General features: G+C 48.4%; 16 protein-coding genes. 15 read left to right on the forward strand and 1 reads right to left on the reverse strand.

What is annotated here, in order from left to right:
• Positions 1–49: 49 nt before the first annotated feature.
• The 3 genes from C7R91_RS01320 to C7R91_RS01330 all read left to right on the forward strand — a co-directional run bounded on the left by C7R91_RS01320 (position 50) and on the right by C7R91_RS01330 (position 3,567).
• On the forward strand, positions 50–607 hold the full coding sequence (locus tag C7R91_RS01320; protein ID WP_007717657.1) for a helix-turn-helix domain-containing protein: 558 nt from the start codon (positions 50–52) through the stop codon (positions 605–607).
• Positions 608–730: 123 nt separating this feature from the next.
• Complete coding sequence (gene bshC / locus C7R91_RS01325) at positions 731–2,353, forward strand: bacillithiol biosynthesis cysteine-adding enzyme BshC (protein ID WP_047068378.1); 1,623 nt, start codon at positions 731–733, stop codon at positions 2,351–2,353.
• A 161-nt stretch (positions 2,354–2,514) separates the two neighbouring features.
• Positions 2,515–3,567 (forward strand): S-layer homology domain-containing protein, encoded by a 1,053-nt coding sequence (locus C7R91_RS01330; RefSeq protein WP_047068377.1) that lies wholly within the window; start codon positions 2,515–2,517, stop codon positions 3,565–3,567.
• A 39-nt stretch (positions 3,568–3,606) separates the two neighbouring features.
• Here the strand turns inward: C7R91_RS01330 and C7R91_RS01335 are convergent, their stop codons facing one another.
• Positions 3,607–4,869: an APC family permease gene (locus tag C7R91_RS01335; RefSeq protein ID WP_047068376.1), complete on the reverse strand. Its 1,263-nt coding sequence runs from the start codon at positions 4,867–4,869 to the stop codon at positions 3,607–3,609.
• Positions 4,870–5,013: 144 nt separating this feature from the next.
• Between C7R91_RS01335 and C7R91_RS01340 the strand changes: the two genes are divergently transcribed.
• The 12 genes from C7R91_RS01340 (at position 5,014) to murG (ending at position 20,223) form a co-directional block, all read left to right on the forward strand.
• Positions 5,014–5,910 (forward strand): LysR family transcriptional regulator, encoded by an 897-nt coding sequence (locus C7R91_RS01340; protein WP_236697803.1) that lies wholly within the window; start codon positions 5,014–5,016, stop codon positions 5,908–5,910.
• 83 nt (positions 5,911–5,993) lie between these two features.
• Positions 5,994–7,253, forward strand: a complete 1,260-nt coding sequence (locus C7R91_RS01345; RefSeq protein ID WP_047068374.1) for an adenosylhomocysteinase — start codon at positions 5,994–5,996, stop codon at positions 7,251–7,253.
• A 151-nt stretch (positions 7,254–7,404) separates the two neighbouring features.
• Positions 7,405–7,836: a division/cell wall cluster transcriptional repressor MraZ gene (gene mraZ, locus C7R91_RS01350; RefSeq protein ID WP_007717680.1), complete on the forward strand. Its 432-nt coding sequence runs from the start codon at positions 7,405–7,407 to the stop codon at positions 7,834–7,836.
• Positions 7,837–7,853: 17 nt separating this feature from the next.
• The gene (rsmH, locus tag C7R91_RS01355) at positions 7,854–8,798 is read left to right on the forward strand and encodes a 16S rRNA (cytosine(1402)-N(4))-methyltransferase RsmH (protein WP_047068373.1); all 945 of its coding nucleotides are present in this window, start codon (positions 7,854–7,856) and stop codon (positions 8,796–8,798) included.
• 33 nt (positions 8,799–8,831) lie between these two features.
• A complete protein-coding gene (gene ftsL, locus C7R91_RS01360) occupies positions 8,832–9,245 on the forward strand; it encodes a cell division protein FtsL (protein ID WP_047068372.1) in 414 nt (137 codons plus the stop codon).
• A gap of 149 nt (positions 9,246–9,394) precedes the next feature.
• Positions 9,395–11,881 carry a penicillin-binding protein gene (locus C7R91_RS01365; protein ID WP_047068371.1) on the forward strand — a complete coding sequence of 829 codons (2,487 nt, stop codon included), beginning with the start codon at positions 9,395–9,397 and terminating at the stop codon, positions 11,879–11,881.
• 64 nt (positions 11,882–11,945) lie between these two features.
• Complete coding sequence (locus C7R91_RS01370; RefSeq protein ID WP_047068370.1) at positions 11,946–13,874, forward strand: stage V sporulation protein D; 1,929 nt, start codon at positions 11,946–11,948, stop codon at positions 13,872–13,874.
• 152 nt (positions 13,875–14,026) lie between these two features.
• Positions 14,027–15,505, forward strand: a complete 1,479-nt coding sequence (locus C7R91_RS01375; protein ID WP_047068369.1) for a UDP-N-acetylmuramoyl-L-alanyl-D-glutamate--2,6-diaminopimelate ligase — start codon at positions 14,027–14,029, stop codon at positions 15,503–15,505.
• 42 nt (positions 15,506–15,547) lie between these two features.
• On the forward strand, positions 15,548–16,519 hold the full coding sequence (gene mraY, locus C7R91_RS01380; RefSeq protein WP_047068368.1) for a phospho-N-acetylmuramoyl-pentapeptide-transferase: 972 nt from the start codon (positions 15,548–15,550) through the stop codon (positions 16,517–16,519).
• A complete protein-coding gene (gene murD / locus C7R91_RS01385; protein WP_047068367.1) occupies positions 16,516–17,880 on the forward strand; it encodes a UDP-N-acetylmuramoyl-L-alanine--D-glutamate ligase in 1,365 nt (454 codons plus the stop codon). The genes mraY and murD overlap by 4 nt, the downstream gene beginning before the upstream one ends.
• Positions 17,881–17,946: 66 nt before the next feature.
• Complete coding sequence (spoVE, locus tag C7R91_RS01390; protein WP_047068366.1) at positions 17,947–19,041, forward strand: stage V sporulation protein E; 1,095 nt, start codon at positions 17,947–17,949, stop codon at positions 19,039–19,041.
• Between the two features lie 78 nt (positions 19,042–19,119).
• Positions 19,120–20,223, forward strand: coding sequence for an undecaprenyldiphospho-muramoylpentapeptide beta-N-acetylglucosaminyltransferase (gene murG, locus C7R91_RS01395; protein ID WP_047068623.1), 1,104 nt, complete (start codon positions 19,120–19,122; stop codon positions 20,221–20,223).
• The last annotated feature ends 49 nt before the right edge of the window (positions 20,224–20,272 follow it).

Below are 20,272 nucleotides of genomic sequence, written 5' to 3' on the forward strand. Positions count from 1 at the left end.
ACTGTTGATACATATCGTATTTATTCCGATAAGAAAGAAGGTTGGAACTATGCGACTTCCCATCGAGACCATCGGTCATAAGATTCGAATGATTCGGAAAGAACGCGGCTTTACCTTGGAAATTATGGCAGGCAAGACAGGGTTAAGCAAGGGGTTGCTGAGCCAAGTAGAGCGTGGTATTTCGCAGCCGTCGCTGGATTCGCTGTGGAAAATCACCAAAGCTCTGGAGTCACCCATCATTCATTTTTTCGAAGATATTGATCAAAAGCAGGTGCATGTGACTCGCTTGCAAAAACGCAGACAACTGGTCTTTCCTGAATCGACGGGCACTTATTCGCTGCTCTCGATGGGAGGTAGCGCCAAGCTGGGGATGCTGGAAGTGCGACTGATGCCCGGAGAAATGGCTGTCGACAAGTTCGTCCAGTCGGAGGGAGAAGAGTGCTTCACGGTCATCACCGGCAGTGTGACAGCGCGTTTCAACGATGAAGAGCATGTGTTGGAAGCGGGAGACAGTATTTCATTTGACAGCAGCAAAACACACTCAATCGAAAATACAGGAGAAACGGAAGCTTTGTTAATCTGGTCCGTCACCCCTCCGCAATTTTAATGCGAGCGCGAACGAGCCTGTATTACACTTTGACAACCCATTAAAGTGGGTTGTCTTGTTTTTTGTGGCTGTGGAGCATGGTATAATTTTGGTTGACCATGGCCCTAAGAAAGGTGAGCTAGCATGAATGTTGAATGTCTCGCGCTTCCATTGGCGAATCCGCTGGCACAGGAGTACCAGCAGCAAAATGCCTCTGCATTACAGTTTTTTGTGCATAACCCCTACCGTGAACAGTCCTATCGAGAACGCGTGGAATGGCTTCAAAGTCAATCCTATCCTCACCGGAACCAGCTCGTGGAAGGTTTATATCGTTTTAATAAAGAGATGGGTACTCACCCTGAAGCACTAAAAAATATCGAGTTGCTCAAACAGCCAGACACATATGTAGTCATCGGCGGTCAGCAAGCAGGAGTTTTGGGTGGACCACTCTATACGGTCAACAAAGCTGTTCATTTGATCCAGGCAGCGAAGAGGCTGTCTGCCGAGCTTCAGGCAAACGTCATTCCGGTGTTCTGGATTGCTGGCGAAGATCATGACATCGATGAGATCGATCATGTGTACTGGGGAGCGGACGAAGGGAAGCGCCTGCATAAGGAGCGACTGCCTCTGAATAAGAAGGGCCGCCAATCGGCAAGTACGCTACCGCTGGACCCTGAACTGTGTACGCAGTTCCTAGAGAAGTTTTTCCAGGGACAGACAGAGACTACCGAAACCAAACAGATTCGTGAGTTGCTGACGCAGACTGCGGCAGACTCGCCTACAGTCGCAGAGTGGTTTGCTCGCTTGATGGCAAAATTGTTTGGCAAGCACGGTCTTGTTCTGGTTGAATCCTCGTTGCCGTTTGTTCGTGAACTGCAGCAACCCATTTTTTCACAGATCATTGAAAACAATGAGCAATTGACGAAGGTGTTGCTGCGGGCAGCGGATCGGATTTCAACGGCTGGCTATCCACTTCAATTGCAAGTAGAAGAGTATCAAGCCAACCTGTTCGTCTATGAGGGCGATGATCGATTGCTGCTAGAACGTCACGGGGAGCGCTTTATTAATCGGAGACGTTCTTACAGTCGCGATGAATTGCTCAAGCAGGTTGCAGATTCCCCTGAGCGTTTTAGCACAAATGTTGTTACCCGTGGGTTGATGCAGGAGCATCTGTTTCCTACGCTTGCCTTCATTGGAGGTCCGGGCGAGATAGCTTATTGGGCGTTTTATCGGGAGGTATTCGAGCTATTTGGGATGCAGATGCCGATCGTATTGCCTCGGATGTCCATTACCCTTGTGGAAGGTGCTCAGCTGAGACTGCTGGATAGCTTGGGGCTGTCTGTTGAACAAGTCTTGACTGACTTTGCCGCGTGGAAAGACGAGTGGTCCAAAAATCAGGCACCACATCCGCTGGAGCAGCAGTTCGCTTCGGCACGGGAGTCGATCATGTCGATCTATCGCCCGCTGGTAGAGGAGGTCGTTTCTCTGGATGGGGGATTGCGTGGTCTGGCTGAGAAAAATAGTAAGCTGCTGTTAGAGCAAGTATCCTTTTTGGAAGAGCGTCTGATTCGTTCGCTACAGCAAAAAGATGACGTGGAGCATGTGCGCGTCCAACGAATTGAGACCGCTTTGTTGCCCGAAGGTGGGCTGCAAGAAAGAAAGCATTCGTTTTTCCCGTTTGCAAATAAGTATGGTCTTGGTTTGATTGACCGATTAGTAGATGCGCCATTTTCGCATGATGGTACTCATCAACTTTATTACCTGTAAAAAGAAGCGTAAAATAGTCGGATCGTCCTGGAAGTGGACCCGGCTATTTTTTTGTTGTTTAAGCAGATGGAAAACTTTTCTATAAATTATGCCGAAACTTTTCTGACAAATTCTGCGTCTTAGTAGTAATGGATTGTTTTTGGGGAAAGGTGGTACTCGGGATGCAGATTACATTACAACAAATCGGGAAAAAAGCCACTCTACTAGTTGTAAGCTTGTCGGTTTTATTGACGGGCATCGCAACTGCAGGATTGAAAAAGGCCGACGCACGGGAAGAATACGTGGCCAATTCACCTGCTTTTATCGACACAAATGGACATTGGGCAGCAAAGGAAATAGGGATTGCTACCAAAAAAGGATTGATCAAAGGATTCCCCGATGGGACCTTTAAGCCAGAGCAAACGGTGACGCAAGAACAGTTTTTATCCCTGATTGAACGCGTCATACCTTCCTTCACAGGCAACGAGCCTGACAGCTTTATCAAAGAGACCTACTTGCCGGCTGCTGCGGGACGTTGGTCGGAAAAAACTTATCACCATTTGGCTTCAGCGGGTATCATGCCATCTGGGAAACCGACGGATAGTATGACGCGGTTGGAAGCGGCAAGAACCTTGCTGGCAGCCATCGGGCATCAATCCGAAGGGGAAAAATATCGGGGAACGACAACGAAATTTTTCACGGATCTTTCGGTCGAAAATGAAGCGCAGGTGATCACGGTCTACCCTGCCTACAAAATGGGGATTTTGGCTGGCTTTCCAGATGGAAGCTTTCGGCCTGATGACAAAATCAACAGAGCACAGGCAGTCGTCCTGCTAAATCGTTTGGAATCAAAAATCGACGAGCTGTACCCTGGCAATGTAACAGAGAGCGAGAAAAAGGCAATGACACAAGCTGTCTCGTCATTTGTAGGTGACGTGATGGATAAGCAAAAGATTCGTCGCTTTGATGACTTGGTCGCGTATGTAAAGAAAAACAACCTGCCTGTGAGCGAATCGTTTTTACGCGAGCATTTTTCGTTTATGCAGTATGAAGTGTATGATTATGTCCGGTTTCCGCAGTTTAATGAGCTGATGTACTTTGCAAAAATCGGAATGAATAAATACAGAATGACGGTTCAATATTATGCTGGAGATTTGGGCGGAAGCGTTGATCGCACGTTTTACCTTTCCTCGAGCGATGGCAAAACGTTTCGACTGATTGGAAAAGATGAATAAGAAAAGAAGGCTGGGACATGACCCCAGCCTTTTTTCGTGTCAGGCATGACGTTTTTGCCAGATAAAAAGTACGAGTGCAATCACGAGGGGATAGAGGGCGGACCACCCCAAAAAAGGATAGAGTCCTAGTGTACATACGAGAGAAGTCCAGGAAGCGATTCGGCCTACGCGACTATTGTGCAAGAGCCGGACCCCAGCCAGACACCCGCCGATGTAAGTTGCAAAAAAGGTAGCATTGGGCAGTTCGATGAGCCTCGACAAGTCGATCACGTCGAAATAGAGTACGCCAAGAACAATGACAAAACAAAGAGCGAGAAACAGAAGGCCGCCGGTTGGTGTCCGGTACTTGGCGTGGAGGGTGCCAAACCAGCGGGGAGCGATCTTTTCTTGGGCTAACGAATAGGCGATGCGGGACGCAGCTCCAATGTAAGCGTTGGCTGTAGCGATACAAATGAACAAGGCGGTTACGGCTACAATCCATCCGCCGATCGGACTTAAGGAGAGCTGAACCATGACGCTGAGCGAGGCAGCGGAGATGCCGACCCCGTAGCTATGTGTGGCCACAGTCATAAAGGCTACGGCAAAGTACAAGAGAGCGACGATTCCCGCACTCCACAAGACACCGCGAATCGCGTTTTTCGCAGGATCGACGAATTCCTCTGAGAGATGCGTTACGGCTTCCCACCCAATGAAGCACCAAAACATCAGACCTGCTGCTTGCACGACACTCAACCAACCATTTGGCATAAAAGGGACAAAGTGAGTGACAGATGCATGCGGAATGCTGGCGACAACGGCCAAAATCAAAATCGTGATAATCAGCGAGACAACAATCGTTTGGACACGCGCAGCTACATGCAAGCCCACAACGTTCATCATAAGGACAGCGAGAAGGAGCAGAGCAGCACCCGCATATACTTGCGACTCACTCCAGTTCAGTAGGATGGCAATGTAGTTGGCCCCTGTAACGCTCAGAATCGGCGCGCCAATCGGGACAGACAAGAGAAAGAACCAGCCTACCATGTTTCCGAAACGATCTCCGTACGCTGTCCGTACAAATGTAGAGACTCCACCTGAGCTGGGATAACGAGCAGATAACAGCCCCATTGTAATGGCCATGGGCAGGACGAGAACAGACATGACGAGCCAAGCTAAAATGGAAGCAGGACCAGCCTTCTCAGCTGCGAGTCCGGGGATGAGCAGTACGCCGGAACCGATCACAGCCCCGATGTATAAGGCGACGATGTGCGGAAGTCGCAGTGTTTTGGTTAGACCGGGGGCTTGCGTAGATAATTTCCCCATAGGTAGATCCCTCACTTTTTTTACTTACCTTGTCGTTGGTAACTGAAGTGTAGCATAGACTTAATTATCGGAGTTATCTATAATATTAGATGATTCGAATCGATTTTTCCGATGAAATGAGGGGGGAATCTGGATACTCGTTATTTGCAAACCTTCCGTGAAGTAGCAAAATGCCAAAGCTTTACTCGTGCAGCAGAAATTTTAGGCTACGCGCAGTCGAGTGTGACAACCCAAATTCAAAATCTGGAATCGGAGTTCGGTGTCAGCCTATTCGAGCGTTGGGGCAAAAAAATCAGGCTTACCCATGCAGGCGAGGTGCTTCTCAGCTACAGCGAACAGCTGCTAACCGTATTAGATGAGGCAAGAGCGAATTTGTCAGAGCAAGCGCAACTGGCGGGAACGTTGAGTATTGGAACAGTGGAGTCATTGGCGGCCTTTTATTTACCCCCTTATTTGCAAAAATTTCGCTTGGAGCAGCCGCGTATGCGGATCATGCTTGCGCCGGGCATTTGCCAAGACTTGAGGCAGGGAGTAAAGGAAGGGAAGTTCGATTTCGCCTTTGTGCTCGATTGGCTCCAAGATCAATCTGAGCTGACAAGTATCGTTTTAGGTGAGGAAAAACTAGTTGTTGTTGCTGCACCTACCCATCCGCTGGTGAAAAAAGAAAAGGTTGAAACGCACGATTTTACCGGAGAAACCTGGATTTTCACAGAAAAGGGATGCAGCTACCGAGGGCTGATGGAATCGGTGTTGCGTGAAGCAGGAGCCACTGTGGAATCTTCTTTTGAATTTGGTAGTCTGGAAGCGATAAAACAATGTGTTGCCTATGATTTAGGAATTGCGTTGCTTCCGAAAATTGTCGTACAAGAAGAAGTGAAAAATGGTACACTAGTAATACTCTCGTTTTCCCATCCGGATATCCGTGTTTTCCGACAGTTGGTCTACCATAAAAAGAAATGGATGCCTCAGGCGTTGTTGCGTTTTTTGGAGCTGCTTACGGTAGAAACCGCAGAGCGTAAATTGCCGATAATAGGAAAATAATTGGAAAAACTGATGATGGTTGAACTTGCGTATGATATGATAGACAAGGTTGCTTTATGAGATAAAAGGAGGTCCATCCGTACATGAACACAGTATCTGAAAGCATCGTAAAAGATATGTCGTTGGCGCACAACGGCCATCTGAAGATTGATTGGGTAAAAGAACACATGCCTGTCTTAAACCGCATTCGTGAGCGCTTTGAAAAAGAGCAGCCGTTTGCAGGCCTGAAAGTTGCGATCTCCTTGCACTTGGAAGCAAAAACGGCTTATCTGGCAAAAGTAGTTCAAGCTGGTGGCGCTGAAGTAACCATTACTGGTTCCAACCCGCTTTCCACGCAAGATGACATTTGCGCAGCATTGGTGGAAGACGGTATCCGTGTATTTGCGAAATACAATCCAGATCCTGCTGAATACAAAGAGCATCTGATCAAAACACTGGAAACTCGTCCTGACCTGATCATTGACGACGGTGGCGACCTGATCACTATTTTGCACAGCGAGCGCCGTGATCTGTTGTCTCAAGTACGCGGTGGTGCAGAAGAAACGACAACAGGTATTCTGCGTCTGAAAGCGTTGGAGAAAGAAGGCAAGCTGGAGTTCCCAATGGTTGCCGTAAACGATGCATTCTGCAAATACTTGTTTGACAACCGCTATGGTACGGGTCAATCCGTATGGGATGGTATCAACCGTACAACAAACCTCGTAGTAGCTGGTAAAACCGTTGTGGTAGCTGGCTATGGCTGGTGCGGTAAAGGTGTAGCGATGCGTGCAAAAGGTTTGGGCGCAAAAGTAATCGTAACCGAAATCGACCCAATCAAAGCTGTAGAAGCTTACATGGATGGATTTGAAGTAATGCCAATGCTCGAGGCTGCGAAGCATGGTGACTACTTCGTTACTGTGACAGGTAACCGCGATATCATCAGCAAAGAGCATTTTGCTGTGATGAAAGATGGCGCAATCTTGTCCAACGCGGGTCACTTCGATGTCGAAGTAAACAAGGTCGATCTGAATGCTATGTCGACTTCTTCCCGTATTGTGCGTAAAGATATTGAAGAATTTGTCTTGGCTGATGGTCGAAAAGTGTATCTGCTCGCAGAAGGCCGCCTCGTGAACTTGGCTGCTGGCGACGGACATCCGGCTGAAATCATGGATATGACCTTTGCTCTGCAAGCGGTATCCTTGGCTTATGTCAATGAACAGTACAAAAACATTGGCAAGAAAGTGCTGAACGTACCATTCGAGTTGGATCAAATGGTGGCTCAGTACAAGCTGGAAGCTCTGAACATCGGAATCGACAAATTGACAGATGAGCAAAAATCCTACCTGGAAAGCTGGGTCGAATAGTCCCTCGAATCCCGTCTTTTCCCGGCAAAAAAATATGCGAAAAAATCCTGCTTACAAACGCAGGATTTTTTTTTATAATAACAAATAGGTACAAGGTGGGGAAAAGTGGGGGAAAGTGGAGCCAACCGACAGGAAAGTGGGGGACCAGGGCGTGTTCATGGGGGAATATCAGCACAGCATCGACGAAAAAGGCCGCCTGACGATCCCAGCCAAATTCCGTGAAGGGCTAGGCACTTCCTTTGTTATTACCCGCGGACTTGACCAATGTTTGTTTGCTTATCCGCAAGATGAGTGGAAACAACTAGAGGAAAGACTCAAGTCTCTCCCATTTACAAAAGCAGATGCTCGCGCATTTACACGATTTTTCTTTTCAGGTGCCACCGAATGCGAGTGGGACAAGCAGGGAAGGGTAAACATACCACCCAATTTACGTGAGCATGCAGGCATGCAAAAAGAATGTGTGATCATCGGGGTGTCAAACCGTGTAGAGGTATGGAGCAAGGAACGCTGGGAAGATTATTTTGCCCAGTCTGAAGGCTCTTTTGGAGAAATTGCCGAAAAACTGGTTGATTTTAATTTGTAGCAGCGAGAAGAACAGGAGTGACGACATTGTCGTTTCATCACGTAACCGTTTTGATGGATGAGGCTGTCGAAGGGCTAAACATTCGTCCTGGAGGCATTTATGTAGACTGTACACTCGGCGGAGCTGGGCATAGCAGTTTGATTGCTTCCAAGCTGACGGAGGGCGGTCGACTTATCGCCATCGATCAGGACGATTGGGCACTGGATAATGCCCGCGAAAGACTCGCTTCCTATATGGACAGAGTCACGCTGGTAAAGAGCAACTTCCGTCATATCAAAGACATTGTGAGAGATTTAGGCTTGGATGGTGTAGACGGGGTGTTATTTGATCTTGGGGTATCCTCTCCACAATTGGACGAGGGAGAGCGTGGCTTCAGCTACAATGCGGATGCGCCCTTGGATATGAGAATGGATCAACAAGCGCCATTGTCCGCCTATGACATTATCAATGAGTGGGATGAAGAAGAGATTGCCAAGATCATTTGGCTGTACGGAGAAGAGAAATTTTCCCGGCGAATTGCCCGGCAAATCGTTCAACAACGGAAGAAGCAGCCGATCCAAACAACAGGTGAACTCGTTGAGTTGATTAAGGAAGGAATTCCTGCCGCTGCGCGCCGTACCGGACCCCATCCGGCGAAGCGTACCTTTCAGGCAATTCGGATCGCAGTCAATGATGAACTGGATGCATTCAAAGAGGCCGTCGTCGATGCTATTGAGGTTTTGAATCCAGAAGGCCGCGTAAGTGTCATCACGTTTCATTCACTAGAGGACAGAATCTGCAAGCAAATTTATCAAGACTTTTCAAAAGGGTGCACGTGCCCGCCGGCCTTTCCGATTTGTACATGCGGAAATAAAGCGGTAGTAAAAGTCATTACAAGAAAGCCGATTTTGCCATCAGAAGAAGAATTGGAAGCAAACAATCGTGCACGATCAGCTAAACTACGGGTAGCGGAGAAGCTGTAGACCGGGATCGACGAGAAAGGGGAGGGAGAAGCGATGAGTTATTACTACCGAGGAAATTTAGCTATGGAGTTGGAACAAAAATCCCGCTCTGTAACGAAGACAACAAAGCGCACGGTTCGAATCAAGCCAACGATTCCGACCGGAGAAAAATTGCTGTATCTCTTATTTATCTCGTTAACCGTCGTCGGCTTGGGTCTAGTGGGTGTCCGCTACTCGCAAATTTCCCAGTTGAATTACGAAATCCAGACCACCAAACATGAAAACCGTGTAACGGCAGAAAAAAATGCAACGTTGAAATTGCAAATTGAACAAATGACTAACCGGGATCGCCTGCAAAAAGAAGCAGAGAAGCAGGGGATGGTATACAATCCAGCTGCTGTACATACGATCGGCAAAACAGAAGTACAGGCGAGTTCTCTGCCACAAACACAACCCAAAAAACCTTAAATGTTACTGCGCCTTATGTGCGGTAACATTTTTTCTTAGCTGGGCCAGAGTCTGCTCCTGACTCGGCTAGTTTGTGTTCGTCTCCCCAAGAATACATTCTCTTGGCTTAGGGAGCGGGCGATCTTTGGATGCGATGGAGATGATCGGAGATGGAATGGAAGCGAAAAGTAAATTGGCGAATTCTCATGGTAGCTTTATGTACGATTTTGATTTTTTCGACGTTGAGTTTTCGAATCTACTGGCTTCAGACCGTCAAAGCTACCGATATCATGGAGACGGCTCAAGTGCAGTGGGATAGGCAGCAAGTCTTGAAGCCGAAGCGCGGGGCGATCTATGATCGAAACGGCGAGATTTTGGCGTATAACGGGAAGGCGTACACGGTAAACGCAAAACTGAAGCCGCGCAATGATAAAGACGAAGATTTTGTGAAAGATCCTTATTACACAGCGAATATGCTGGCTCCTATTTTGAATGCGCCTGTTCCTGAATTAGTGAAGAATTTGACCAAGCCGAACAAAGTCGTGGAATTGGGACGCTACGGGCTGAAGATCAGTGAAGAACAAAGGAACCGAATTCTAAATTTGCAGTACCCGACACTGCCAAGTGGTGAGAAGCTCAAAAAGAATCAACTCCCAGGAATCTATTTGACTGAAACGACGCGCCGGGTTTATCCGAATAACGCCTTCGCTTCCCATGTGATCGGTTATCTCGATTTGTATGATGAACCGAAAATGGGGATCGAGCTGCAATTGAACGAAGAATTGGCTGGCAAACAGGGACATATTTCCTACCAAAGGGATCGCGCAGGCTACCAGCTGCCGGACGGAGAAGGAGAGTACATTCCGGCAATAGACGGCGTAGATGTATATCTCACTATTGATCGCCAGATACAGGATTATGTAGAACAAGCCCTAGATAAGGTGGAGCAGCAGTACAAGCCGCAGGGCATGACGGTCATTGTAACCGACCCGCAAACGGGTGAGGTATTGGCGATGGGCAACCGCTCGCAGTTTAACCCGAATATGTACTACAACGGGATTGAAAACTACAACAACCATGCGGTCACCACAATGTTTGAGCCGGGCTCTACTTTTAAGATTATTACGCTGGCGGCAGCGATTGAAGAAAAAATGTTTAATCAGAATGAAACCTATCAATCAGGTGCATACACCATCAAGGGGCAGATTCCGATCCGTGACCACAACAATGGTGCCGGTTGGGGAACCATCAGCTTTTTAGAAGGGGTTCAGCGATCCAGTAACGTATTGTTCGTTAAGTTGGGTTATGAACGCTTGAAGCTGGAGGGTCTGAAGAAATACTTCAAAAAATTCGGGATGGGTCAACCAACCGGAATTGAGCTTCCTTACGAAAAAGCAGGAAATTTGAACAACCTGGAGAAACCTCGTTCACCACGTGACTGGGCTGCAACAACGTATGGTCAAGCAGCGACGGTTACGGCGATCCAGCAGGTTGCTGCTGTAGGGGCAATCGCGAATGGAGGAGAGCTTCTAAAACCTCATATAGTAAAAGAAATGCGTGATCCTCACACGGGAGCAGTCGTCAATCGCTCGCAACGTGAGGTTGTGGAGAGGGTAGTAAGTGAAGCGACTGCGAAACAGACACGCGACATTTTGGGTAAGGTTGTCTCAGAGAGGCCCGGGACTGGTACACTATATCAGATCGAAGGGTATCAGGTCGCAGGAAAGACGGGAACTGCGCAAAAATATAATCCTAACACAGGGAAAATTATGGATGGCCGTTACGTTGGTTCTTTCATCGGTTTTGCGCCAAAAGACAATCCGAAGCTGTTGGTTTATGTCGTCATTGACGATCCGCAAACAGATGCATGGTATGCAATGTGGGGCCAAATGATGCTCGCTCCCATGTTTACAACCATTATGGAACGCAGCCTGCAATATTTGCAGCAGCAGCCTGATCTGTCGGTAGGCAAGAATAAACAGAGTGGAAAGGAAACGTCGAAAAAAGCAACGCAGGCAGTGCAGGCATCCTCACCAGCTACACCGAAGACATTGCCAAAGTTTGAAGGAATGTCCACGACAGCTGCACAAATGCGGGCGAAGCAGGACAATTTGACGGTTACGGTAGCTGGAACAGGTACGAAAATCGTCAAACAATATCCACAAGCCTATGATCAGGTGCTTTCAGGTGAACAGATTATCCTTGTAACGGACAGGGTACAAGGAACGAAGATGCCTGATTTCAAAGGAAAATCATTACGGGACGTCATGGAGTTCAGCTCTTTGATCAATCTCGAAATGAAATCGACTGGAACTGGCTTCGTCACCCAACAAAGTATTCCTCCGGGAACGGTGCTCCAGGGTACAGAGTTGCTTCAGGTGACGCTTCAATCCGTGTCGGAACCATCTGTACCGGCAACACCTCCTCCTGGTCAGGAGGGTAGCACGGTGCCTGCTACAACCACGCCAAACAATCCGGGGTCGAATAATACTACAACTACAAATCCAACAGGGAGAAATAATCCGGCTCCACCATCTTCCGGTCAGCAAACTGGACAAGGTGGGGCAGCGCAGCCGCCAGCTTCTGGACAGGCCCCTCCTCCTGACAAACCAGGAGACCAGTCAACGCAACCAACACAAACAACGACAACTCCATAGTTCTAACTAGTCCCCCCTGCGAATAAGGTTAAGAAGAGACAACCTATTTGAGGGGGGACTCGCTTTGCGGGTATCCAATGCTACTGTACGCCGTCGTATTTTTATCATCTTGATTGTAGGAGTCGTTTTGTATTCGGCACTTGTCACTCGATTGGGTTATGTCCAATTGATAGAGGGACCGAAACTCTCGCAAATGTCAGATGAACTGCTCAAACGGGAAATTAAATTTCAACCCAATCGCGGTCGCATTCTAGACAGAAGCGGCAATGAGCTCGTGACGAATATGACGGTCCCCACCCTTGTATCGGTAGGGGCGCAAATCAAAGACCCGAAAGAAACAGCAAGGCAGCTCGCCGTCATTTTGGAGCAAAAAGAAGAAGATGTATTTCGTGCCATTACAAAAAAAGAAATGAGCAACAACCAGATTCCAGGTGGAAGGAAACTGTCTGTTGAAAAGGCGAGAAAAATACAAGAACTGAATTTGCCAGGTATATACTTGGCAGGGGATACGAAGCGTTTTTACCCGAATGGAAATATGGCAGCCCATATTCTCGGTTTCACAGGTATTGACAATCAAGGGTTGACAGGGCTTGAAAAAATTTACGATCCTTTCTTGATGGGGACTGAGGGACATATCTCATTTCCGTCAGATGCGAAAGGGCGCGTACTCCCTGGTGGAACCGAAGAATACGTAGCACCCGTAAACGGCATGGACATGTATTTAACCCTCGACAGTACCATCCAATCGTTTATCGAACGCGAACTGGATCAGGCGGTGGTCGCTTATCAGCCGGATGATGTTCTGGCGATCGCCATGAATCCCAAAACAGGAGAAATATTGGGGATGGGAAGTCGCCCGACTTTTCAACCGGATGCGTACAGGGACTATCCTTCAGAGGTGTACAATAGAAATCTTCCTATCTGGAAAACATACGAGCCTGGTTCCACATTCAAGATTGTGACACTGGCAGCCGCTTTAAACGAAGGGGTCATCAATCTGAATGAAGGCTTTTACGATCCGGGATTCATAAACGTGGCCGGGAAGCGATTGCGTTGCTGGAAGCGCCAAGGGCATGGACAGGAAACCATGCTGGAAGTGGTAGAGAATTCTTGTAACCCTGGCTTCGTTACGATGGGCCAGCGACTGCAAAAAGAACGACTTTTTGACTACATCAAAAAATTTGGCTTCGGACAAAAGACAGGGATTGATTTGATCGGCGAAGAAAACGGGCTGTTATTCAATTTGAATAAAGTGGGACCGGTAGAGCTGGGTACGACTTCTTTCGGTCAAGGGGTATCGGTAACACCGATTCAACAAATGGCTGCGGTCTCAGCCGCGATCAATGGTGGCAAACTTATGAAGCCGTTTGTCGCCAAAGAATGGCGGGATAGTGTGACACACGATATCGTAGCGAGGACCTTGCCGACAGAAGTTCGACAGGTCATTACCGAGGAGACCTCAGCCAAAGTTCGGCATGCGCTGGAAAGTGTGGTGGCGCAAGGAACGGGAAATAAGGCATATATTGAAGGGTATCGGGTAGGAGGAAAGACGGGAACCGCGCAAAAAGTAAAAAATGGTCGTTACGTCGATGGGGAATACATCGTGTCGTTTATCGGCTTTGCGCCGGCTGATGATCCACAGATCGTCGTATATTTCGCCGTAGACAATCCGAAAGCACTGGCGTTTGGCGGATTGATTGCCGCCCCGAGTGTAAAAAGTATCATGGAATCCTCCCTGCAATATTTGAATGTGCCCAAACGAAAAGATGGCATCCCCAAGGAAATTAACAAAGCACTTGGAGAAAGGGCGCCAATTGAAGTGCCAAACATGGTCGGACAATCCATGAGAGACGTAGTGACAACGTACGATACTCTGCCGCTAGTCGTTTCAGGTAAAGGCCAGTACGTCATCCAGCAGTCCCCTGCACCCGGAGTAAAAATTGATCAAGGCGGAAAAATTCGCATATACCTTGGTGACAAATCGACCAATTAGCTATAAAATGAGATTTCGAAGGCGGAGGGGAGTAGGCTTGTCTACGTTCGCTCTGCCTTTGTTCGTCAAGACTGCGCCTGCATGAACGGCGTAGCCTAGTACAAATGTCTAAATTTCTGTCTATACTAGTTGGAGAATGGGGTGCCTGTTTCATGTTTCTACGGGATCTGCTCATGCCTTTGTTGCCAGTAACGGTTTCGGGGGATGACAGCATGGAGATTACGGGTTTGACAGCAGACTCGCGCCAGGTAAAGCCCGGCTACTTGTTTGTTTGTCTGACTGGATATACCGTGGATGGACATACGTTCGCGGCCCAGGCGGTGAAGAATGGTGCCGTTGCCGTGTTATCCGAACAAGATCTGGATGTGCCAGCGACTATTGTCAAAGTACCGGATACCCGGCGGGCAATGGCTATGCTGGCTGATCGTATTTTCGGATCTCCTACGAAAGAAGTAAAAGTCATTGGCGTAACGGGGACAAATGGCAAGACGACCACTACGCATCTGATCGACAAAATTTTGCGCGATCAAAGCAAGCAAACAGGCTTAATCGGAACGATCCATATGAGAATTGGAGACGTAACGGAGGAAGTCAAAAATACGACTCCAGATGCCATAGATTTGCAAAGAAGCTTTCGTCGCATGTGCGATGTAAACACAGACTATGCCATTATTGAGGTTTCCTCACATGCACTGGAGCTGGGAAGAGTTCGCGGTTGCGAAATCCATACAGCGGTTTTCACCAACCTGACGCAGGATCACCTCGACTACCATAAAACGATGGAAAACTACCGATACGCCAAATCATTGTTGTTTTCCCAGCTGGGCAACAGCTATGACACAGACCGTCTAAAAACGGCTGTACTGAATGCGGATGATGAGGCGTCCGAATTATATGCCACCGTTACACCGGCGCGAGTCATTACATACGGCATCGATCAACCAGCGGATGTAAGGGCAAAACAAATTGAAATCACCAGTAAAGGAACTTCTTTTACAGTCGAAAGTTTCGCTGGTAGTGTGCGTCTCAACTTGAAGCTGATGGGAAAGTTCAATGTGTATAACGCTTTGGCAGCCATCGCGGTTACACTCGCAGAAGGTATTCCACTAGAAGAGATCAAAGCGAGCCTGGAAGAGGTGGCGGGCGTAAACGGGCGATTTGAAGCAGTAGATGCTGGTCAGCCGTTTGCGGTGCTCGTCGACTACTCTCACACGCCAGATAGCTTGGAAAATGCATTGATGACTGTCAAGGAATTTGCCCGTGGCAACGTATTTTGCATTGTTGGCTGCGGAGGCGACAGGGATCGAACCAAACGCCCAATCATGGCGCAGATTGCAACGAAATATGCTGATCTGACCGTCTTAACATCAGATAATCCGCGCTCGGAGGAGCCGCAGGCGATTCTCGATGACATGCTGGCTGGCTTGTCGGAAGTGGCACCTGAACGTTATACGGCACTGACAGACCGACGCGAGGCAATTGCCCATGCAGTTTCGCTTGCAAAGCCGGACGATGTGATCTTGATCGCCGGAAAAGGACACGAAACGTATCAAATTATTAAAGACCAGGTGCTGCCCTTCGATGACCGAGAAGTTGCGCGCGAAGCGATTGCCCGGTACAACAAAGAATAGAACAGATGCCACACACTGCATCGAAAGAAAGGAGGCTCGGGCATGTTCGTTGACAACGTCCTAATCGTCACGATCGTCGCTGCGTTTCTCATCGCTGTACTCATTGGCCCATTGTTTATTCCCTTCCTTCGCCGCCTGAAATTTGGGCAGGCAATTCGTGAGGAAGGACCGCAATCCCATTATAAGAAGGCTGGAACTCCCACCATGGGAGGAACCATCATTCTTTTGGCACTCATATTTACCGTGTTGAAGTTTGCCAATACGAAAATCGAAGTTTACTTCCTGTTATTGGTGACGCTCGGATACGGTTTAATCGGGTTTTTGGATGATTTCATCAAAATCAAGAAAAAACGCAACCTCGGGTTGACCGCCAAACAGAAGTTTGCTGGTCAGATTGTCTTGGCAATCGGCGCTTATATTTTGCTGCTCATGATGGGGCATGACACGTCCATTCATCTGCCAGGCACACCGTGGAAGCTGGAGCTCGGCTATTTCTACTTCCCATTCCTGCTGTTCCTCTTGGTAGGTACAACGAATGCCGTTAACATCACAGATGGAGTGGATGGACTACTGGCAGGGACGGGAGCAATTGCTTTCGGTGCTTATGCGATCATCGCATGGTTTGGTCAAGACTATGACACTGCTATTTTTAGTGCGGCTGTTGTAGGTGCGCTACTTGGCTTCCTCGTCTTCAATGCACATCCGGCACGCGTGTTCATGGGTGATACCGGTTCACTCGGACTTGGTGGAGCGCTCGCGGGGATTGCAATCATGACCAAGACGGAATTGCTTTTGGCTATTATCGGCGGGGTATTTGTTGTTGAGACGCTCTCTGTTATTATGCAGGTAGTCTCCTTTAAGACACGTGGAAAGCGTATTTTCCGTATGAGTCCCCTGCATCATCATTTTGAATTAACAGGCTGGTCAGAGTGGCGCGTGGTTGTTACGTTCTGGCTCGTCGGTATGTTCTTTGCTGGATTGGGTGTATACCTTGAGGTGGTGACAATCAGATGATGCGTTTTCATAATAAGCATGTCGTCGTTATTGGTATGGCAAAGAGCGGTGTCGCAGTGGCAAAACTGCTACACCGCTTTGGTGCGCATGTCGTCGTAAATGATAAAAAGCCGCGTGAAGAAGCAGTGGGGATAGAAGAGCTGGAATCGTTGGGGATTCCGGTCATTTGCGGTTATCACCCAGATGATCTCATTCATGAAGGCGTATCCCTTGTGGTCAAAAATCCGGGGATTCCGTATGAAGCAGCACCCGTCAAACAGGCGCAGGCACTAGGCATTCCTGTTGTGACGGAGGTGGAGTTGGCCTCCCAGATTGCCAAGGCACCGATTATCGGCATTACAGGCTCCAATGGCAAGACCACGACTACGACGCTCGTCGGACTGATTTTCAAAGAAGCGGGTCTGGATGCCAAGGTAGGAGGCAACATTGGCACCGTGTTGTGCGGCCTGGCGGAGGAAGCTGGTCCCGACGAATTTCTCGTTGCCGAATTGAGTAGCTTCCAACTGATGGGGACGAGGGAATTCCGCCCGCATATCGGTGTTTTGCTCAATCTGTACCCTGCTCATCTGGATTACCATCACACCATGGAAGAGTATTTGGCAGCCAAACTGAAAATGTTTGCCAACCAAACGCCAGATGACGCAGCTATTTTGCCATATGACCAGCCTGAGATCGTAGAAAAATGCAAAGACCTCCCTGCAGCCATCTACTATTTTAGCAAGAGTCAAGAGGTGCCAAAGGGAGCTTTTGTCAAGAATGGTTTGATCCTGTTTGCGGATGGGAATGGGAATACAGAGCCAATCGTTGCGATAGAGGATATTACCGTTCCTCATCTGGACAACGCACTGGCAGCGATTCTTGTTGCGAAGCTCGTAGGCGCGGACAAGCAATCCATTACACAAGTTCTTACTACCTTTCCAGGGGTAGAGCACCGGATGGAGTTCGTAGATTCGATTCGGGGTGTCAAATACTTCAACGATTCAAAAGCAACCAATCCGGAAGCGGCATCGCGCGCTTTGCAAGCATGCAAGGAGCCGGTCGTATGGATTTGCGGCGGGCTGGATCGTGGTGTTGATTTTCGGGAACTGCTGCCTGTAATCCAAGGCAGGGTAAAAGCAGTCATCGCTCTCGGGCAAACAGCTCCGATTTTACTGGAACGTGCTCAGGAAGCAGGGATTAATGAGCGTATCCATGTCGATACTGTGGAAAAAGCCGTTCTTGCTGCTTCCCAGTTGGCCGAATCAGGCGATGTGGTCTTACTGAGCCCTGCTTGTGCGAGTTGGGACATGTTTCCTTCGTTTGAGACAAGGGGGAGCATGTTTAAGGACGGCGTGCATAGACTTAAAACAAGCCTAGCATAACGTCCCATTGGTACCATCACGAAAATGACAAAAGCGGGACGGCATGAGAAAGGATGACCTGGCACAATGAGCAAGGTGCGCTCTGCCCCCGACTTCGTAATTATTTTTGCAACACTTTTTTTATTGGGAATTGGCATCGTGATGGTGTACAGTGCCAGCGCGATCGTGGCGCAAAAGCCACCGTTTTCCGATCCGTATTTTTTTGCCAAACGGCAACTGATCTTCGCTCTGTTAGGGATTACATCCATGTACATTACGATGAATATCGATTACTGGGTGTGGAAGCAATGGGCCAAGCCAGGGTATTTGGTGAGCATCGGTCTGTTGATTCTGGTTCTGATCATCGGTATCGAAGTAAATGGCTCGAAAAGCTGGCTTGGTTTTGGAGCTTTTGGAATTCAACCAGGTGAGTTTGCAAAACTTGGAGTTGTTGCATTCTTGGCGAGGTGGCTCTCAGATAATCAGAAGCAAATTGTCTTGTTCCGAAAAGGTCTTATGCCTGCCTTGGGAATCCCCGTTCTGTGTTTTGGCTTGATCATGCTTCAACCGGATTTGGGTACTGGGACGGTTTTGATGGGAACGGCAGTTGTCATGATTTTTGCGTCAGGTGCGCGAGTCAGTCATTTTGTCGGATTGGGAATGATCGGAGTTGTTGGCTTCATCGGCTTGGTTTTGTCAGCCCCTTATCGAATCAAAAGGATTACGTCCTTCCTCGATCCGTGGTCTGACCCGCTCAATACCGGCTATCAAATCATCCAATCCCTTTACGCAATAGGTCCTGGCGGTTTGTTGGGTCTTGGTCTTGGACAAAGCAGACAGAAGCATCTGTACTTGCCAGAGCCTTACAATGATTTTATTTTCTCAATTGTCGCGGAGGAGCTTGGCTTTATTGGAGGCACGCTCATTCTCCTGCTTTTCCTCCTCTTGTTATGGAGGGGAATGCGGACGGCGATTACGGCTCCAGATTTGTTCGGAAGCCTGCTTGCGCTAGGAATCATTGGGATGATTGCCATCCAGGTTGTCATCAATATTGGTGTTGTGACAGGGATGTTTCCGGTGACAGGAATCACGTTGCCGTTCTTAAGCTACGGCGGTTCATCCTTGACACTGATGCTCACTGGTGTAGGCGTCTTGTTGAACATCTCTCGTTTTTCTCGATAATAGAAACCTCAACAGGAGTACGCAATAGGCATGTACATCAGCTTATTGCTACTCCTTCTCAAAAAAGGGTGTGAACGTATGCGTGTCGTCTTAACAGGCGGTGGCACAGGTGGTCATATTTATCCGGCGCTTGCGGTGGCGAGGGAAATTTCCCGCCAAAATCCGCAGGCTGCCTTTTTGTATATTGGCAGTAAAAAAGGCTTGGAAGCAGGTTTGGTTCCGAGATCAAACATTCCTTTCCAATCGGTAGAAATTAGCGGATTGAAACGCAAGCTGTCGTTGGACAACCTGAAGACCTTGTGGAAATTCGTCCGGGCTGTTGGTGATGCCAAGAAAATGCTGCGCGATTTCAAACCGGATGTCGTAATTGGTACGGGTGGCTATGTATGTGGTCCAGTCGTATATGCAGCTTCGCGCTTGGGGATTCCAACTATGATCCATGAGCAAAACGTAGTGCCGGGCTTGACCAATAAGTTTCTTTCTCGTTCAGCTACACGTGTGGCTGTTTCGTTCAAAGAATCGCTTGCTCATTTTCCCCCGTCAAAAACGGTACTGACCGGAAATCCGCGTGCAACGGAAGTCATGCATGGTAATGCAGAGGCGGGCCGTAGCTTTTTGGGCGTGGAGAACAACAAAAAAATCGTGCTGATCTTCGGTGGCAGCAGGGGAGCGCGCGCAATCAATGAGGCGGTGCTCTCGGTTGTTACGCAGTTGGGAAAATATGCCGATACTCATTTTGTATATGTGACGGGCGACGTTCATTTTGAAACGATTTCGGCACAGCTTCGTGAACTGGGAACACTTCCAAGTAACATTTCTGTGCTTCCGTTCGTCCATAATATGCCGGATGTTTTGGCAGCGACGCATGTATTGGTTGGCCGCGCAGGAGCATCTACCTTGGCAGAAATAACGGCACTAGGTGTGCCTTCGATCTTGATTCCGTCCCCATACGTCACGAACAACCATCAAGAGAAAAATGCAAGGGGATTGGAGCGCGCAGGAGCAGCTCATGTTATCGTAGAGCGGGAGCTTACCGGAGAGAGCTTGCTGCTTTCCTTGGAAAATATCCTTGCCAATCCAGCGAAATGGGAAGAGATGAAAAATAGTTCACTTTCCTTGGGGATGCCGCAAGCGGCGACGGAGATTGTCCGTCAATTAGAGGCAATTACACGAAAAAAATGATCAGATAGGCGATTGTCACGCCGATCTGGGCGAACGCATAGTATGGAGC

It is taken from the genome of Brevibacillus formosus (genome assembly GCF_003013405.1).
Lineage (GTDB): Bacteria > Bacillota > Bacilli > Brevibacillales > Brevibacillaceae > Brevibacillus > Brevibacillus formosus.

What these genes read in the sequence shown, in the direction of transcription:
- C7R91_RS01320 (WP_007717657.1), top strand. Translation starts at nt 50, where the DNA reads ATGCGACTTCCCATCGAGACCATCGGTCATAAGATTCGAATGATTCGG.
- bshC (WP_047068378.1), top strand. Translation starts at nt 731, where the DNA reads ATGAATGTTGAATGTCTCGCGCTTCCATTGGCGAATCCGCTGGCACAG.
- C7R91_RS01330 (WP_047068377.1), top strand. Translation starts at nt 2,515, where the DNA reads ATGCAGATTACATTACAACAAATCGGGAAAAAAGCCACTCTACTAGTT.
- C7R91_RS01335 (WP_047068376.1), bottom strand. Translation starts at nt 4,869, where the DNA reads ATGGGGAAATTATCTACGCAAGCCCCCGGTCTAACCAAAACACTGCGA.
- C7R91_RS01345 (WP_047068374.1), top strand. Translation starts at nt 5,994, where the DNA reads ATGAACACAGTATCTGAAAGCATCGTAAAAGATATGTCGTTGGCGCAC.
- ftsL (WP_047068372.1), top strand. Translation starts at nt 8,832, where the DNA reads ATGAGTTATTACTACCGAGGAAATTTAGCTATGGAGTTGGAACAAAAA.
- C7R91_RS01365 (WP_047068371.1), top strand. Translation starts at nt 9,395, where the DNA reads ATGGAATGGAAGCGAAAAGTAAATTGGCGAATTCTCATGGTAGCTTTA.
- C7R91_RS01375 (WP_047068369.1), top strand. Translation starts at nt 14,027, where the DNA reads ATGTTTCTACGGGATCTGCTCATGCCTTTGTTGCCAGTAACGGTTTCG.
- mraY (WP_047068368.1), top strand. Translation starts at nt 15,548, where the DNA reads ATGTTCGTTGACAACGTCCTAATCGTCACGATCGTCGCTGCGTTTCTC.
- murD (WP_047068367.1), top strand. Translation starts at nt 16,516, where the DNA reads ATGATGCGTTTTCATAATAAGCATGTCGTCGTTATTGGTATGGCAAAG.
- spoVE (WP_047068366.1), top strand. Translation starts at nt 17,947, where the DNA reads ATGAGCAAGGTGCGCTCTGCCCCCGACTTCGTAATTATTTTTGCAACA.
- murG (WP_047068623.1), top strand. Translation starts at nt 19,120, where the DNA reads ATGCGTGTCGTCTTAACAGGCGGTGGCACAGGTGGTCATATTTATCCG.